The sequence below is a fragment of the Algihabitans sp. genome (assembly GCF_965226985.1).
Classification (GTDB): Bacteria; Pseudomonadota; Alphaproteobacteria; order Kiloniellales; family DSM-21159; genus Algihabitans.
Map to the genome: position 1 here is coordinate 2372501 of NZ_OZ245712.1, position 14024 is coordinate 2386524.

Annotated in this window: 12 protein-coding genes; 4 read left to right on the plus strand and 8 right to left on the minus strand. The window is 68.8% G+C overall.

Features of this window, described 5'->3' with window-relative positions; genetic code table 11:
- Nucleotides 1–197: 197 nt before the first annotated feature.
- From ACO054_RS10930 to ACO054_RS10950, 5 genes are all read right to left on the minus strand, one after another.
- Nucleotides 198–617: a DUF1489 family protein gene (locus ACO054_RS10930; protein ID WP_421706602.1), complete on the minus strand. Its 420-nt coding sequence runs from the start codon at nt 615–617 to the stop codon at nt 198–200.
- Nucleotides 618–713: 96 nt separating this feature from the next.
- Nucleotides 714–1619 carry a hydroxymethylglutaryl-CoA lyase gene (locus tag ACO054_RS10935; protein ID WP_421706603.1) on the minus strand — a complete coding sequence of 302 codons (906 nt, stop codon included), beginning with the start codon at nt 1617–1619 and terminating at the stop codon, nt 714–716.
- Nucleotides 1616–3667: a biotin carboxylase N-terminal domain-containing protein gene (locus tag ACO054_RS10940; RefSeq protein ID WP_421706604.1), complete on the minus strand. Its 2052-nt coding sequence runs from the start codon at nt 3665–3667 to the stop codon at nt 1616–1618. Before ACO054_RS10940 ends, ACO054_RS10935 begins: the two co-directional genes overlap by 4 nt.
- 67 nt (nt 3668–3734) lie before the next feature.
- Nucleotides 3735–5468, minus strand: coding sequence for a monovalent cation:proton antiporter-2 (CPA2) family protein (locus ACO054_RS10945; RefSeq protein WP_421706605.1), 1734 nt, complete (start codon nt 5466–5468; stop codon nt 3735–3737).
- Between the two features lie 118 nt (nt 5469–5586).
- Entirely contained in the window at nt 5587–6507 is a 921-nt protein-coding gene (locus tag ACO054_RS10950) for a DMT family transporter (protein WP_421706606.1), read from the minus strand.
- Nucleotides 6508–6713: 206 nt separating this feature from the next.
- On the opposite strand from ACO054_RS10950, the gene ACO054_RS10955 reads away from it, so the two are divergent.
- The gene (locus ACO054_RS10955) at nt 6714–7625 is read left to right on the plus strand and encodes a hypothetical protein (protein ID WP_421706607.1); all 912 of its coding nucleotides are present in this window, start codon (nt 6714–6716) and stop codon (nt 7623–7625) included.
- A 134-nt stretch (nt 7626–7759) separates the two neighbouring features.
- Here ACO054_RS10955 and gatB read toward each other — a convergent pair whose 3' ends face one another.
- Genes gatB through gatC form a run of 3 tightly spaced genes read right to left on the minus strand, consistent with a single transcriptional unit; the run spans nt 7760 to nt 11040 of the window.
- On the minus strand, nt 7760–9226 hold the full coding sequence (gene gatB, locus ACO054_RS10960; RefSeq protein ID WP_421706608.1) for an Asp-tRNA(Asn)/Glu-tRNA(Gln) amidotransferase subunit GatB: 1467 nt from the start codon (nt 9224–9226) through the stop codon (nt 7760–7762).
- Nucleotides 9227–9277: 51 nt separating this feature from the next.
- Nucleotides 9278–10756 (minus strand): Asp-tRNA(Asn)/Glu-tRNA(Gln) amidotransferase subunit GatA, encoded by a 1479-nt coding sequence (gatA, locus tag ACO054_RS10965; protein ID WP_421706609.1) that lies wholly within the window; start codon nt 10754–10756, stop codon nt 9278–9280.
- On the minus strand, nt 10753–11040 hold the full coding sequence (gene gatC, locus ACO054_RS10970; protein WP_421706610.1) for an Asp-tRNA(Asn)/Glu-tRNA(Gln) amidotransferase subunit GatC: 288 nt from the start codon (nt 11038–11040) through the stop codon (nt 10753–10755). The genes gatA and gatC overlap by 4 nt, the downstream gene beginning before the upstream one ends.
- 201 nt (nt 11041–11241) lie before the next feature.
- Here gatC and ruvX point away from each other — a divergent pair, with 201 nt between their 5' ends.
- From ruvX to ACO054_RS10985, 3 genes are all read left to right on the plus strand, one after another.
- Nucleotides 11242–11754 carry a Holliday junction resolvase RuvX gene (gene ruvX, locus ACO054_RS10975; protein ID WP_421706611.1) on the plus strand — a complete coding sequence of 171 codons (513 nt, stop codon included), beginning with the start codon at nt 11242–11244 and terminating at the stop codon, nt 11752–11754.
- The gene (locus tag ACO054_RS10980; RefSeq protein ID WP_421706612.1) at nt 11751–12680 is read left to right on the plus strand and encodes an AEC family transporter; all 930 of its coding nucleotides are present in this window, start codon (nt 11751–11753) and stop codon (nt 12678–12680) included. Before ruvX ends, ACO054_RS10980 begins: the two co-directional genes overlap by 4 nt.
- A gap of 73 nt (nt 12681–12753) precedes the next feature.
- Nucleotides 12754–13971 (plus strand): CaiB/BaiF CoA transferase family protein, encoded by a 1218-nt coding sequence (locus ACO054_RS10985; protein WP_421706614.1) that lies wholly within the window; start codon nt 12754–12756, stop codon nt 13969–13971.
- Nucleotides 13972–14024: the final 53 nt, after the last annotated feature.

Consider the following 14024-nt stretch of genomic DNA (forward strand, 5'->3'; position numbering starts at 1 on the left):
GCCCTGAAGCGGCGCTGGATATAGGGGGTCCGACCCGGCCTTGTCCAGAGGGAAAATTCAGAAAATCGCAACCTTTCGGACAGGACCTAAGTGCGTACGGGGCCTAAGTGCGTGCGGGGCCTAAGTTCGGACGGGGCCTAAGTTCGGACGGGGCCTAAGTTCGAACGGGGCCTGGGTCGCGGCGGGCCTCCGCCCTTTCACATCAAGCCGAGGTCGCGCAGCTCCGCCCAGAGTGCCGGCGGCAGGTCCTTAGCATCGCCGCTCGTCGAGGTCAGGTCGCGCGGCGCCCGGTCGGCGGTCAGATAGCGCCATCCCTGGAACGGCCGCTGCGCGCGCGGCACCACCCGCACCATCTCCGGGTCGAGCATCAGCCGGGTGTAGGGCCGCCCGCTCTCGTCCTCAGCCTCCTCCAGATCCAGCAGAGCCTGACGGCACTGCACCAGGCCCCGAATCACCCAGTAGATCGAGCCGCCCTCCAGCAGTTCCGCGCCGCGTTTGGGCCGCATGCGGGTGCCGTGCCAGATCTCGCCGTGCCGCTTCAGACGTCCGGCCTGCCAGCTGACCAGCGAGTCCACGTCCTCGCTGCCGACGGAGAGTTTGATGAGATGCAAAGTCATGATGTCAGGCGAGAGAATGGCGCGACGATCCGACCCTGCCAAGACGCCGCTGCCGCCGAGTCTGTGGATAGATCGGCAATCGTCCCGAGCTGTCTGTCAGGCTGCCTTGCCGGCCAAGGCCTGAGAGACCTTGGAGACCGGCGCGCGGCCCAGGTGATCCGAGATGAAACGGCCCGCCGCCACCACGGCCTCGAAGTCCACGCCGGTCTCCAGCCCCAAGCCGTCGAGCAGGTAGAGCAGGTCCTCCGTCGCCAAATTGCCGGAGGCACCCTTCGCGTAGGGGCAGCCGCCGAGCCCGGCCACGGAGGAGTCGACCGTGGCGACCCCCTCTTCCAGGCAGGCCAGAATGTTGGCCAGCGCCTGACCGTAGGTGTCGTGGAAGTGAACCGCGAGCCGCGCGCGGGGCACCGCCTCGCCGACCCGGCGGATCAGGCTCCGCGCCTTACCGGCGGTGCCGACGCCGATGGTGTCGCCGAGCGATATCTCGTAGCAGCCCATCTCCATCAGGGCGGCCGACACCTCGGCCACCTTCCCCGCCTCGACCGCGCCCTCGTAGGGACAGCCGAGCACGCAGGAGACGTAGCCGCGCACCCGCAGGCCCGCCGCCAGCGCGCCCTCGCAGACGGGGCGGAACCGCTCCAGGGACTCGGCGATGGAGCAGTTGATGTTGCGCTGGCTGAAGCTTTCCGAAGCGGCGCCGAACACCGCGATCTCCGCGACGCCGCTGTCCAGCGCGCGGGCCAGACCCTTTTCGTTGGGCACCAACACCGGGTGGGCCGTCTCGGGCCGGCGACGCAGCCGCGCCAGCACCTCCGCCGTGTCGGCCATCTGCGGCACCCACTTCGGACTGACGAAGGCGCCCGCCTCCACCGCCGGCAGGCCGGCAGCGGCCAGGCGCTCGATCAGTTCGACCTTCACCGCCGTCGGGACCAAGGCTTTCTCGTTCTGCAGTCCGTCGCGCGGCCCCACCTCGACGATGCGGATCGCTGTATCGCCCATCATGCCGGCGCTTCCTCGGCGGCGGCGAATTCGAGCAGTTCGACGCCTTCCTCGACCAAGTCCCCGGCAGCATAGCGCAAAGCCGCGACGCGGCCGTCTGAGGGTGCCGACAGGGTGTGCTCCATCTTCATGGCCTCGAGCACAACCAAAGGCTGTCCGGCCGTGACCTCGGCACCGGCCTCGACCAGGACCTGGACGACCTTGCCCGGCATCGGTGCGACCAAGCGATCGTCCCGCGTCTCGTCGGCGTCGCCCGCGGCCAACTGATCGAAGAGCGTCAGGCGGTGCGCGGCACCATCGATCAGCAGGGTCAACTGGCGTCCCTGCCAGACCGCCACGGCCGTCAGCCGCCGGCCGGCGAGATCCGCCTCGATCCGGCCGCCGCCGTCCGCCCTGGGTTCCGTCATGCGTGCCCGCGCGTCGAGGGTCCGCCCACCCTCCAATTCGATCTCGTAGAGACTGCCCGGCAGATAGTGGACGACAGCTGCACGCGGGTCTCCAGCCTCGCTACCCCCGCCGCCACCATCATCGAAGACGAGACGGCGGTGCGTGCCGGCATTGAGTCGCCAGCCGTCGGTGCTCCACCAGGGCGAATGGGGATCGCTGGAGGCCGCGGCCGCCCGGCGCGCCTCCTGATTGCGCGCCAAAAGCTCCGCCAGGCAGGCCAGGGCCAGCACCTCGTCTGAGGCGGCGCCCTGCTCGGGCTGCAGAGCCTCGGCGTGCTTGGCGATGAAGCCGGTGTCGAGATCGGCGGCGGCGAAGGCCGGATGCGCGGCCAGGCGCTGCAGGAACGCGAGATTGGTCGTGGTTCCGACCACCTCCGTCGAGGCGAGCGCGCCGGTCAGGCGGCGCAGGGCGGCGGCGCGCGTCCGGTCCCAGACGATCAGCTTGGCGATCATGGGGTCGTAGTGCACGGAGATCTCGTCACCTTCGCGCACGCCGGCATCGACGCGCAGCTGCGCAGACTCCTCGGGAAAGCGCAGGTGCGCGAGGCGGCCGGTGGCCGGCAGGAAGTCGCGCGCCGGGTCCTCGGCATAGAGGCGCACCTCGAAGGCATGGCCGGTCAGGCGCAGCTCCTCCTGGGTCATCGGCAGAGGCTCGCCCGCCGCGACCTTGAGCTGCCACTCGACCAGATCCTGGCCGGTGATCATCTCGGTCACGGGATGCTCGACCTGCAGGCGGGTGTTCATCTCCATGAAGAAGAAGTCGTCGCCCTCCGCGATGAACTCCACCGTCCCGGCGCCGACGTAGCCGATCGCCGCGGCCGCCGCCTTGGCCGCCTCGCCCATCTCCAGGCGGCGCTCCGGCGTCATACCGGGGGCCGGCGCCTCCTCGATCACCTTCTGGTGGCGGCGCTGGATCGAGCAGTCGCGCTCGCCCAGATGCAGGACGTTGCCCTGGCCGTCCGCGAAGACCTGCAGCTCGATATGGCGCGGCTTGGTCAGGTACTTCTCGACCAGAACCCGGTCGTCGGCGAAGGAGGCCGCGGCCTCGCGCTTGGCGGAGCCGAGCGCCGCCTCGAAGTCCTCAGGCCGCTCCACCACGCGCATGCCCTTGCCGCCGCCGCCGGCCGAGGCCTTGATCAGCACTGGATAGCCGATCTGCGCCGCCTGGCTCGCGAGCAGGTCCGGTGCCTGGTCGCTGCCGTGATAGCCGGGCACCAGCGGCACGCCGGCCGTCTCCATGATCGCCTTAGCCTCGGACTTGGAGCCCATGGCCCGGATCGCGGCCGGCGGCGGCCCGACGAAGACCAGCCCGGCGCGCGCGCAGGCCTCGGCGAAGCCGGCATTCTCCGACAGGAATCCGTAGCCGGGGTGAATCGCTTCCGCCCCGCTGCGCGCGGCGGCCTCCAGCAGCGCCTCGACGTTCAGATAGCTCTCGCGCGCCGGAGCCGGGCCGAGACGATGGGCCTCGTCGGCCATCAACACATGCGGCGCACGCGCGTCCGCGTCGGAGTAGACGGCGATGCAGCGCAGCCCCATGCGCTTGGCCGTGCGTTGAATGCGGCAGGCGATCTCACCGCGGTTGGCGATCAGCAGCGAGGCGAACATCCTGACTCCCTAAAAGGCGCACCGGCCAAATGCTAGCCGGGCCGTTCCGCTCTTACATCTCGTCGGCCTACTCGTCCACCGAGCGGCGACCACGCGGCGTGATGATCTCGCCCAGCTTGGCATAGTTCTCCCGACGATAGTCTTCCATGATCGTCGTGGCGCTGTCGCCGGCGCCGAGCGCCCCCAGCACGATGCCGCCGAGCTGCAGGGAGGCCTCGATGGTCTCCGGCACCACCGCCGTCGCCCCCTGCGCCTCCAGTTCGTTGCGATGGCCGAGATCGCGCGCCCGTACGAAGATCGGGATCTCCGGCGCGCGCTCGCGCAGCGCCGCAACGGTGTGGCTCGCCGCCTCCGGGTTGTCGAGGGTGATCACGGCGGCTTTGGCCTGCTCCAGCCCGGCGGTGTGGAGCACGTCGACCTGGCTGGCGTCGCCGTAGTAGACGGGCAGATCGAGCCCGCGGCAGTGCCGCACCCGGTCGTGGTCCAGGTCGAGACCGACGTAGGGCACGTGGGCTTCGGCCAGCACCTGCGCGATGGTCTGGCCGACCCGGCCGAAGCCGGCGATCACCACGTGGTCCTGCAGGTCCTCCACCTCCTCGGCGATGTCCGGCAGGTCGCCGCGCGTGGCCTGACGCCGCGCGATCCGCTGCGACAGGCTCTGCCCGATCCAGGCGGAGAGCGGCGTCAGCACCATGGTCATGGCGACCACGGCCAGGGCCAGCTGGCCCGTGACCTGCGGCACCACGCCGACCACCATGCCGCCGCCCACCAGCACGAAGCCGAACTCGCCGCCCTGGGCCAGCAGCGGGCCGACCCGCACGGCAATCTCATCCGGCAGACCGAAGGCTCGGCAGAGGCCGTAGATCACCAGGGCCTTGCCGAGCATCAGCGCGACCACGGCCAGCACCACTGTGACGGCATGCTCGGCGATCAGGCCAAGATCGATCTGCAGCCCGACAGCCATGAAGAAGAGACCAAGCAGCAGGCCCCGGAAGGGTCGGATGTCGGCCTCGACCTGATGGCGGTATTCGGTACCCGACAGCAGCAATCCGGCCAGGAAGGCGCCGAGCGCCATGGAAACCCCGGCCTGCACCATCAGATAGCCGGTGCCCAGCAGCACCAGCAGGGTGGTGGCGACGAAGAGCTCGGTGCTGCGGGTCTTGGCCACCACCCGGTAGACCGGGCGCAGCAGGAAGCGGCCCGCCAGCAGGGTCAGCCCGACCGCCGCCGTCGCCTTGATCGCCGCCAGTCCCAGCGCCAGCAGGACGCTGGAGCCCTCGGCCCCCAGCAGCGGCACCAGGGCCAGCAAGGGCACGATAGCCAGGTCCTGCAGCAGCAGGATCGAGAAGGCCACCCGCCCGAAACGGGCCGCCAGCTCCGCGCGCTCCACCAGCATCTGCAGCACGAAGGCGGTGGAGGAGAGCGCGAGACCGCCGCCGATCACCAGGGCGGCCGCCGTCGGCAGCCCCAGCGCGATCAGAACCAGGGCGATGACGGCCGCCGTCACGACCACCTGGGTCGTGCCCAGCCCGAAGACGTAGCGCTTCAGGACCTTCAGGCGCTCGACCGAGAGTTCCAGGCCGATGGCGAAGAGCAGGAAGACGATCCCGAACTCGGCGAGAATCAGCGTCGATTCCGTATCCTCGATCAAACCCAGCAGCGAGGGGCCGATCACAACGCCGGCGGCCAGATAGCCGAGCACGGGGCTGGAGCGGAGCTGTCGCGCCAGCGGCACGATCACCACGGCGGCGAGCAGGAAGTAGAGGATGTCGTGCAGATAGCTGAGGTCGTGCTCGTGCATAGCGGCTCAAGACTCGAACGGCATCGGCGGACTCGGCGTCCCCAGCCCGGACTTAGTCTAGCCGTCCCTCTGTTGCATTGCACTTAACCTGCTGGATTGTTCCTCGCCTGCCGGCGCCTCAGCTTTTGCGTTCGGTCACCACGAGAGCCACGCCCAGCACGGCGACCAGCATGCCGGCCAGCGCCAGCGGCCCCAGCCGTTCGTCGAAGAGGAAGAAGGCGACCAGCGCCGTCACCGGCGGCACGAGATAGAAGAGGCTGGCGACCCGCGAAGCCTCGCCCATGCGGATCAGCAGCATCAGCAGGCTGACCGCGCCGACGGAGAGCACCAGCACCAGCCAGCCCAGCGCGATCACCAGATCGGGGTGCCAAACGACTTGGTTGCTCTCGAAGATCAGGGCCAGGGCGCCGATGGCAAGGCCGGCCGCCGCATATTGCACGACGGCGCCCGAGCGCAGATCGACCTCGGCGCAAAAGCGTTTCTGGTAGACTACGCCGACGGTGATCGACAGCAGAGCGACCAGCGCGCAAGCGACGGCATCCAACCCGAAGCCGGCGAAGAGCGTGCCGGCGTCCGAGGGGGCCAGCTTACCGGACAGCACCAGCGCGACACCGGCCAGTCCGAGGATGAGGCCGGCGACCTGCCGGCGCGTGACCCGCTCCCCCAGCAGCGGCCCGACCAGCGCCGCCGTCAGCAAGGGCTGCAGGGAGACGATCAGGGCCGAGAGACCCGCCGACATGCCGAGCGAGATGGCGACGAAGACGCCGCCCAGATAGCCGCCGTGGATCAGCAGGCCGACGACCGCGACGTGTCCCGTCGTCGTCAGCTTTGGCCAGACCGCGCCGAGCAGGAGCGCAGCCGGCGCCATGATGGCCACCACCAGGGCGAAGCGGAGGGCCAGGAAGGTCAGCGGCTCAACGTAGGGCAGCCCGAGCTTGGCGCCGATGAAGCCCGTCGCCCAGAGGCAGACGAAAGTGGCCGGCGCCAGCTTGGCCGCCAGGGCGAAGGACTGCGCGGCGGTTCTGGAGGAACTGCTCATGAGCGAAGCGCTACCACGCAGGGCCGCTCAAGGCACCCGGCCGCGCCGCATAACGCCTATGCCGCGAGAGCCAGAGAGCCCGTCGAACGGCTCCGAACGCGCTACTGCGCGCCCTCACCTGCGAGCGGTTGCTTGTCAGGCTAAAGGAGTCTTCAGTTTTTCCCTCTAGCTGTCTCACCCTCGATGGCCAACAAGCGGTGCGAAACATGGGCGTGATGCAGGGCCGCCTTCCGAGGTTCGCGACGAAGCAGGAAGACGGGAGAGAGCGGACGTCGGGCCTGCGACCGAACTTGTCATCCGCCCAAGGCGTCGGTCGCCGCGAGGTTGCGGCGGCTTTCCTGATCGGCCTCTTCCTCACGTCAGTGCCCGGTGCTGCGGAAAGTGACACGCTTTCTTACGATCCGAGCCGTTGCAGCACCGAAGCGGGCGATTTCGTCCATGTCGCCTTTTGGGAGACGGTCCTGCGGCTGCCTAAGGACGATCTGCTCTACATTCAGGACTTCCCGCCCGAACGCCTGGCGCAAGCGCCCACGCCGCCGATGCCGGCGGAGCTTGAGGGCTGCCCCGGCAATCCGATCCGGGCGCGAGCTTATTTCATCCGCCTCGCCGGCGATACGGTCCCACCCGCGCTCCCGCTCACGGAGGCCGGCTACGTGCCTCTGCAGCGGCTCGCACTTGTGGCCTCTAGACCGCAGCATTGGGGGACGCAGTTGTCTGATGAGCAAGCCGTCGCACGCTGCTTTATCCGCGCTGACGGCTTCGAGGTACTGGCGAACGGTCTGGAGCTCTGCCAGTTCCCACCCGACGACTTGAGCCTTTCAAAGGAAAGATGGGCAGTTTCGCTTAGAGCTCCCGCAGATGTCTATGAGGCACCTTTGAGTCGATCTTTTGTATCAAACTGTAGTGGGAAGTTTCCTCAGGGAAACTGGTGCAACGTGACCTACAAGCTCACTGATCAGGTTCTGATCCAGTACCGCTACTTCTCCAAACGCCTGCGGTTCGAAGACTTGATCGTCTTCGATCGCGCCCTGCGTCAAGCGCTCAATGAGTGGATACTCAAAGGCTTCGTCTGGGGCGAAGAATTAAACACTCCGACAAGTGAAGAGCGACCTGAGTGACCGTCGCGAGGACACACCGTGCCGAAGGATGCGGCTGGTTGGTCGATTCCGGACGGCGAGAGAGTTGTCTCCAGCATCCACGATCTCGACCGAAGTCGTGAGACTCCGCCAGTCGAGACGAGAGATCCGCCAGGCTACCCGCCCAGCTTCTCGCGCAGCAGCTTGTTGACCAGGCCGGGGTTGGCCTTGCCCTGGGTGGCCTTCATGACCTGGCCGACGAACCAGCCGAGCAGCTTGGGGTTGCCCTCGGCGACCTGCTGGGCCTGGCCGGGATTCTCGGCGATGATCTTGTCGACCACGGCTTCCAACTCGCCCGTATCGGTGATCTGCTTCAGGCCCTTGGCCTCGACGATCTCGGCGGCCGGCTTGCCGGTCTCCCACATCTCCTCGAAGACCTCCTTGGCGATCCGGCCGGAGATGGTGTCGTCGGCGATCAGGTCGAGCAGGCCGCCTAGCTTGGCGGCGTCGACCGGGGCGTCCTCCAGGCTCGCGCCGGAGGCATTGAGGGCGCCGAAGTAGTTCACCGTGACCCAGTTGGCCGCCGTCTTGGGATCGCGCCGGCCTTTCGGCCCGCCTTCGACGACTGCTTCGTAGAAGTCGGCGTTGGCCTTCTCCGCCACCAGCACGGCGGCGTCGTAGGCGCTGAGGCCGTAGTCCTCGATGAAGCGGCGCCTCTTGGCGTCCGGCAGCTCCGGCAGCGCGGCGCGCACCTCCTCCACCCAGGCGGGGTCCAGCTCCAGCGGCAGCAGGTCCGGGTCGGGGAAGTAGCGGTAGTCGTGCGCCTCCTCCTTCGAGCGCATGGCGCGGGTCTCGCCGCTGCGATGGTCGAACAGGCGCGTCTCCTGCACGATGCTGCCGCCGCTCTCGATCACCTCGATCTGGCGGCGTGTCTCGATCTCGATCGCCTGCTGAACGTAGCGGATCGAGTTCACGTTCTTGGTCTCGGTCCGCGTGCCCAACGGCTCGCCCGGACGGCGCACCGAGAGGTTCACGTCGCAGCGCATGGAGCCCTCGTCCATGTTGCCGTCGCAGGTGCCGAGGTAGCGCAGGATCGAACGCAGCTTGCGCAGGTACGCTCCGGCCTCGGCGGCCGAGCGCAGGTCGGGCTTGGAGACGATCTCCATCAGCGCCACGCCGGCCCGGTTGAGGTCGACGAAGGTGCGGTAGGGATCCTGGTCGTGCAGCGACTTGCCGGCGTCCTGCTCCAGATGCAGGCGCTCGATCCCGACCTCGCGGGTCTCCCCCTCCTCCAGGTCGAGCAAAATGGTGCCCTCCCCCACGATGGGATGGGCGTACTGGCTGATCTGATAGCCGGAGGGCAGATCGGGGTAGAAGTAGTTCTTCCGCTCGAAGACCGAGAGGTGATTGATGCGCGCGTTGAGCCCCAGGCCGGTGCGGATCGCCTGCTCGACGCAGACCCGGTTCAGCACCGGCAGCATGCCGGGCAGCGCCGCGTCCACCAGCGACACCTGACTGTTCGGCTCCGCCCCGAAGGCCGTCGAGGCCCCGGAAAAGAGCTTCGAGTGGGAGATCACCTGGGCATGCACCTCCAGGCCGATCACCACTTCCCAGGTCCCGCTCTCGCTTTCGATCAGGCTCATCGCGCGTTCTTCCTCAGCTTCGTCACGCTTCCCGTCTTACTCTGTCGCTCCTCAGGCCGCCAGAAAGCTCGGCAGCGTGTCGAAGGCGGCGGCCGTCTCCAGAACGGCGGCGGCGCGCAGCAGCGTCTCCTCGTCGAAGGCGCGGCCGATCAGCTGCAGACCCAGCGGAAGGCCTTCGTCGGACAGCCCCGCCGGCAGGGAGATGCCGGGCAGCCCGGCCAGGGAGGCCGGGACAGTGAAGACGTCGTTCAGGTACATGGCCAGCGGGTCGTCCATCTTCTCGCCCATGGCGAAGGCCGCCGAGGGCGCCGTCGGCGTCAGCAGCAGATCGACCTCAGCGAAGGACTCGGTGAAGTCGCGGGCGATCAGGCTGCGCACCTGCCGGGCCTTGTTGTAGTAGGCGTCGTAGTAGCCGGCGGAGAGCACGTAGGTGCCGATCAGCAGGCGCCGCTTGACCTCATCCCCGAAGCCGGCCGCGCGGGTGGACTCGTAGAGGTCCGTCAGGCTGCCGTCGCCGGGCTCGCGCAGGCCGTAGCGGATGCCGTCGTAGCGCGCGAGGTTGGAGGAGGCCTCGGCCGGGGCGATGATGTAGTAAGTCGGCAAGGCGTACTTGCTGTGCGGCAGGCTGACCTCGCGCAGCTCGGCACCGGCCGCCGTCAGCCAGTCCATGCCCTGCTGCCAGAGCCGGTCGATCTCGGGCGGCATGCCCTCGACCCGGTATTCCTTCGGCACGCCGATGCGCAGGCCCTTCACCTCGCCGGTCAGCGCCGCCTCGTAATCCGGAACGCCGCGGTCGACCGAGGTCGAGTCCTTCGGGTCGTAGCTGGCCATGGCACGAAGCATCAGCGCCGCGTCGCGCACGCTGCGGGTCATGGGTCCCGCCTGATCGAGCGAGGAGGCGAAGGCCACGACGCCCCAGCGCGAGCAGCGGCCGTAGGTCGGCTTGAGGCCGACGACCCCGGCGAAGGCGGCGGGCTGGCGGATCGAGCCACCGGTGTCGGTGCCGGTCGCGGCCAGGGCGCAGCGCGCGGCCACGGCGGCGGCCGAGCCGCCGGAGGAGCCGCCGGGCACCAGCTTCTGATTGCTGCCGGCGCGATGCCAGGGATTCTCCACCCCACCGAAGTGGCTGGTCATGTTGGAGGAGCCCATGGCGAACTCGTCCATGTTGGTCTTGCCCAGCAGCACCGCGCCCTCGCGCCAGAGATTGGCCGTCACGGTGGACTCGTAGGGCGGCACGAAGCCTTCGAGGATGTGGCTGGAGGCCGTGGTCTGCACGCCCTCGGTGCAGAAGAGATCCTTGATCGCCAGCGGCAGGCCCTCAAGCAGCCCCGCCTCGCCCTTGGCGCGCCGGGCATCCGAGGCCTCGGCCATGGCCAGGGCCTTCTCCGGGGTCTCGGTGACGAAGGCGTTCAGCGGGCGCGCGGCCTCGACGGCGGCGATATGCGCCTCGGTCAGCTCCTTGGCGGAGAGCGACTTCTTGGCCAGCAGGTCGCGGGCCTCGGACAGGTCCATGCGGGTCAGGTCGCTCATTCCACCACCTTCGGCACGACGAAGAAGCCATGCGCCGCCTCCGGCGCGTTCAGCAGAATGTCCTCCGCCTTGCCGCCGTCGGTCACCGCGTCGTCCCGCAACGGCAGGCGCATCTCGACCACCGAGGTCATGGGCTGCACGCCCTCGGTATCCACCTGACCCAACTGTTCGACCCAATCGAGAATGTTGCTCAGCTCGCCGACCAGCGACTCGGCCTCGGCCTCGTCGATCTTGATGCGCGCGAGCTTGGCGATGCCGTGAACCGTGGCCTTGTCGATCGCCATGGGGAGAAGACGCCTCGTTTCGTATCAGGAGTTTCGGATCGCGTCGCAGGAACCGGGACCGCAGGCTCCGCAACGGCGCGGCGGAAGCTAGCACCGGCTCCCCAGGGTCACAAGCGGGCGCTCACAAGCGGAGGGTCACAAGCGGGAGCCCGCACGGCGGCGGCTTGTACTGCAGCGGCGGCCCGCGTAGTGATCCGCCCCATGACCCTGCTCGATCTGCACGACCTGGCGGAGCGGCTGCCGCCTCGCGCCCGTCTGCTGGGCCTGGACCTGGGCAGCAAGACCATCGGCCTCGCGATCTCCGACGGCGACCGCAAGCTGGCCTCGCCTCTGGAGACTCTGCGCCGGGCCAAGTTCACCGCCGACGCCGAGGCTCTGCTGCGCATACTGGAGGAGCGGCGGGTCGGCGGCCTGATCCTCGGCCTGCCAGTCAACATGGACGGCAGCGAAGGCCCGCGCGCCCAATCGACCCGGCAGTTCGCCCGCAACCTGATCGACCTCGCCGGCCTGACGCTGCCCATCGCCCTCTGGGACGAGCGTCTCTCGACCGCCGCCGTCCAGCGCCTGCTGATCGAGGAAGCCGACATGACCCGCAAGCGCCGGGCGGAGGTCGTGGACAAGATGGCCGCCGCCTACATCCTGCAGGGCGCGCTGGACGCGCTGGCGCACGGCCGACCCGGCGGTGCCGTCGAGGGCGCCGGAGATCCGGCGTGACCGTCATTGCGCCGGTCATCCTGCCGGTCTTCCTCTTGATCTTCCTCGGCTGGCTGCTGCGCCGGCGGAACTTTCCCGGCGAGGGCTTCTGGGCACCGGCCGAGCGGCTGACCTACTTCTGCTTCTTCCCGGTCCTGCTGGCGACGACCCTGGCGCGCGCCGACTTCAGCGAGCTGGAGGTCCTGCCCATGGCCGGCGCCATCGTGGCCGCGATCCTGGTCATGACCCTGGCGCTGCTGTTGGCGCGGCCCCTGCTGGAGGCCCACTTCGGCCTGGACGGCCCCGGCTTCACCAGCCTCTATCAAGGCGCCGTGCGGATGAACACCTACATCGGCCTGGCGGTCGCCTTCGGGGTGGCGGGCGAGGCTGGCGTGGCCGCCGCCGCCGTAGCGGTCGCGGCCATCGTGCCGCTGGTCAACCTGCTTTGCGTCAGCCTACTCGCGCGCTTCGGCACGGCCGCCCAGCCGAGCCTGACCGGCTTGGTCAAGCAGGTGGTCACCAACCCGCTGATCCTGGGCTGTGCGGCCGGCGGCCTGCTGAACGTGACCGGCATCGGGCTGCCGCCGGTGCTGGGCGAGACGCTGCTGATCCTCGGCCGTGCCGCCCTGCCCCTCGGCCTGCTCTGCGTCGGAGCCGCGCTCAACCTGCAGGCGGCCCGCGCCGCCGGCCGGCCGGTCCTGCTCAGCAGCCTGCTCAAGCTCGCTGTCCTGCCGGCCCTGACCTGGGCCGGCTGCTGGCTGCTGGGGGTGGAGGGCACGGCGGCCTTCGTCGCCGTCCTCTTCAACGGCCTGCCAACCGCCACCAGCGCCTACATCCTGGCCCGCCAGCTCGGCGGCGACGCCACGCTGATGGCAAGCCTGATCACCGCACAGACCCTGCTGGCCCTGGTGACCCTGCCGTTGCTGCTGGCGCCCCTCGTGCCGTGAGCCGGCTTGACGGCTGGCCGCGCACCACGCCACAACCGGCGCACCCGCCAATCGTATCCGGACCTACCGACCTATGACCGCCCCGCTTGCAGGCCTGCGCGTATTCGACCTGACCCGCATTCTCGCCGGTCCGACGGCGACCCAACTGCTGGGCGACCTAGGCGCAGACGTCGTGAAGATAGAACGGCCCGGCCAGGGCGACGACACCCGCAAATGGGGCCCGCCCTTCGTCAAGGACGCGGAGGGGCAGGACACTGCGACGGCGGCCTACTACCTCTCGGCCAACCGCAACAAGCGCTCCCTGACCGTCGACATCGCAACGGAGGAGGGCCAAACCCTGGCCCGTCGGATCGCAGCGGAGTGCGACATCTTCGTCGAAAACTTCAAGGTCGGCGGCCTAAAGCGCTACGGCCTGGACTACGACAGCATCCGACAGGTCAAGCCAGACATCATCTACTGCTCGATCACCGGCTTCGGCCAGACCGGCCCCTACGCCCCGCGCGCCGGCTACGACTACCTGGCCCAGGGCATGGGCGGGATCATGTCGCTGACCGGCGAGCCGGAGGGCGAGCCGATCAAGGTCGGCGTCGGCATCGCCGACATCATGTGCGGCATGTACGCGGTCAGCGCAATCCTGGCCGCCCTGCACCACCGCACCAAGACCGGCGAGGGTCAGCACATCGACCTGGCGCTGCTCGACAGCCAGGTGGCCTGGCTATCCTACGAGGGGCTGAACTACCTGACCAGCGGCCAGGTGCCGAAGCGCCAGGGCAACGAACATCCCAACATCGTGCCCTACAAGGTGCTGCCCTGCGCCGACGGCTACTTCATCCTGGCCGTGGGCAACGACGGACAGTTCCAACGTTTCTGCGACTTCGCCGGCCGGCCGGAGCTGGCCGAGGACCCGCGCTTCGTCACCAACGCCCTGCGGGTGCGGAACCGTGCGGAGCTCTATCCGATCCTGGAGGCGCTCACGCCCTCCAAGACTCTCACCGAGTGGGTCGAGGGACTGTCCGCCCGGCACGTCCCGAGCGGCGCGGTCAACACCCTCGACCGGGTCTTCGCGGACCCGCAGATCCAACAGCGCGGCATGCGCATCGAGATGGCCGACGCCGAGACGCTGAAGGGCCGCCTCGCCCTGATCGGCAACCCCATCAAGTTCTCCAGGACACCGGTCGACTACCGCTACCCGCCGCCGCGCATGGGCCAGCACAGCGACGAACTGCTGAAGGAACTGCTGGACCTGGAAGACGCGGAGATCGCCAAGCTGCGAAAGAGCGGAGCGATTTAGCGGGCCGGTGGACCCGAGACCGGCAGGCAGAGGCACCCTTCGACAAGCTCAGG

Excerpts from the sequence above, each read along its gene's own strand:
- ACO054_RS10945 (WP_421706605.1), bottom strand. The coding sequence starts at position 5,468 with ATGCACGAGCACGACCTCAGCTATCTGCACGACATCCTCTACTTCCTG.
- ruvX (WP_421706611.1), top strand. The coding sequence starts at position 11,242 with ATGACCCTGCTCGATCTGCACGACCTGGCGGAGCGGCTGCCGCCTCGC.
- ACO054_RS10940 (WP_421706604.1), bottom strand. The coding sequence starts at position 3,667 with ATGTTCGCCTCGCTGCTGATCGCCAACCGCGGTGAGATCGCCTGCCGC.
- ACO054_RS10985 (WP_421706614.1), top strand. The coding sequence starts at position 12,754 with ATGACCGCCCCGCTTGCAGGCCTGCGCGTATTCGACCTGACCCGCATT.
- gatA (WP_421706609.1), bottom strand. The coding sequence starts at position 10,756 with ATGAGCGACCTGACCCGCATGGACCTGTCCGAGGCCCGCGACCTGCTG.
- gatC (WP_421706610.1), bottom strand. The coding sequence starts at position 11,040 with ATGGCGATCGACAAGGCCACGGTTCACGGCATCGCCAAGCTCGCGCGC.
- ACO054_RS10930 (WP_421706602.1), bottom strand. The coding sequence starts at position 617 with ATGACTTTGCATCTCATCAAACTCTCCGTCGGCAGCGAGGACGTGGAC.
- gatB (WP_421706608.1), bottom strand. The coding sequence starts at position 9,226 with ATGAGCCTGATCGAAAGCGAGAGCGGGACCTGGGAAGTGGTGATCGGC.
- ACO054_RS10950 (WP_421706606.1), bottom strand. The coding sequence starts at position 6,507 with ATGAGCAGTTCCTCCAGAACCGCCGCGCAGTCCTTCGCCCTGGCGGCC.
- ACO054_RS10955 (WP_421706607.1), top strand. The coding sequence starts at position 6,714 with ATGGGCGTGATGCAGGGCCGCCTTCCGAGGTTCGCGACGAAGCAGGAA.
- ACO054_RS10935 (WP_421706603.1), bottom strand. The coding sequence starts at position 1,619 with ATGATGGGCGATACAGCGATCCGCATCGTCGAGGTGGGGCCGCGCGAC.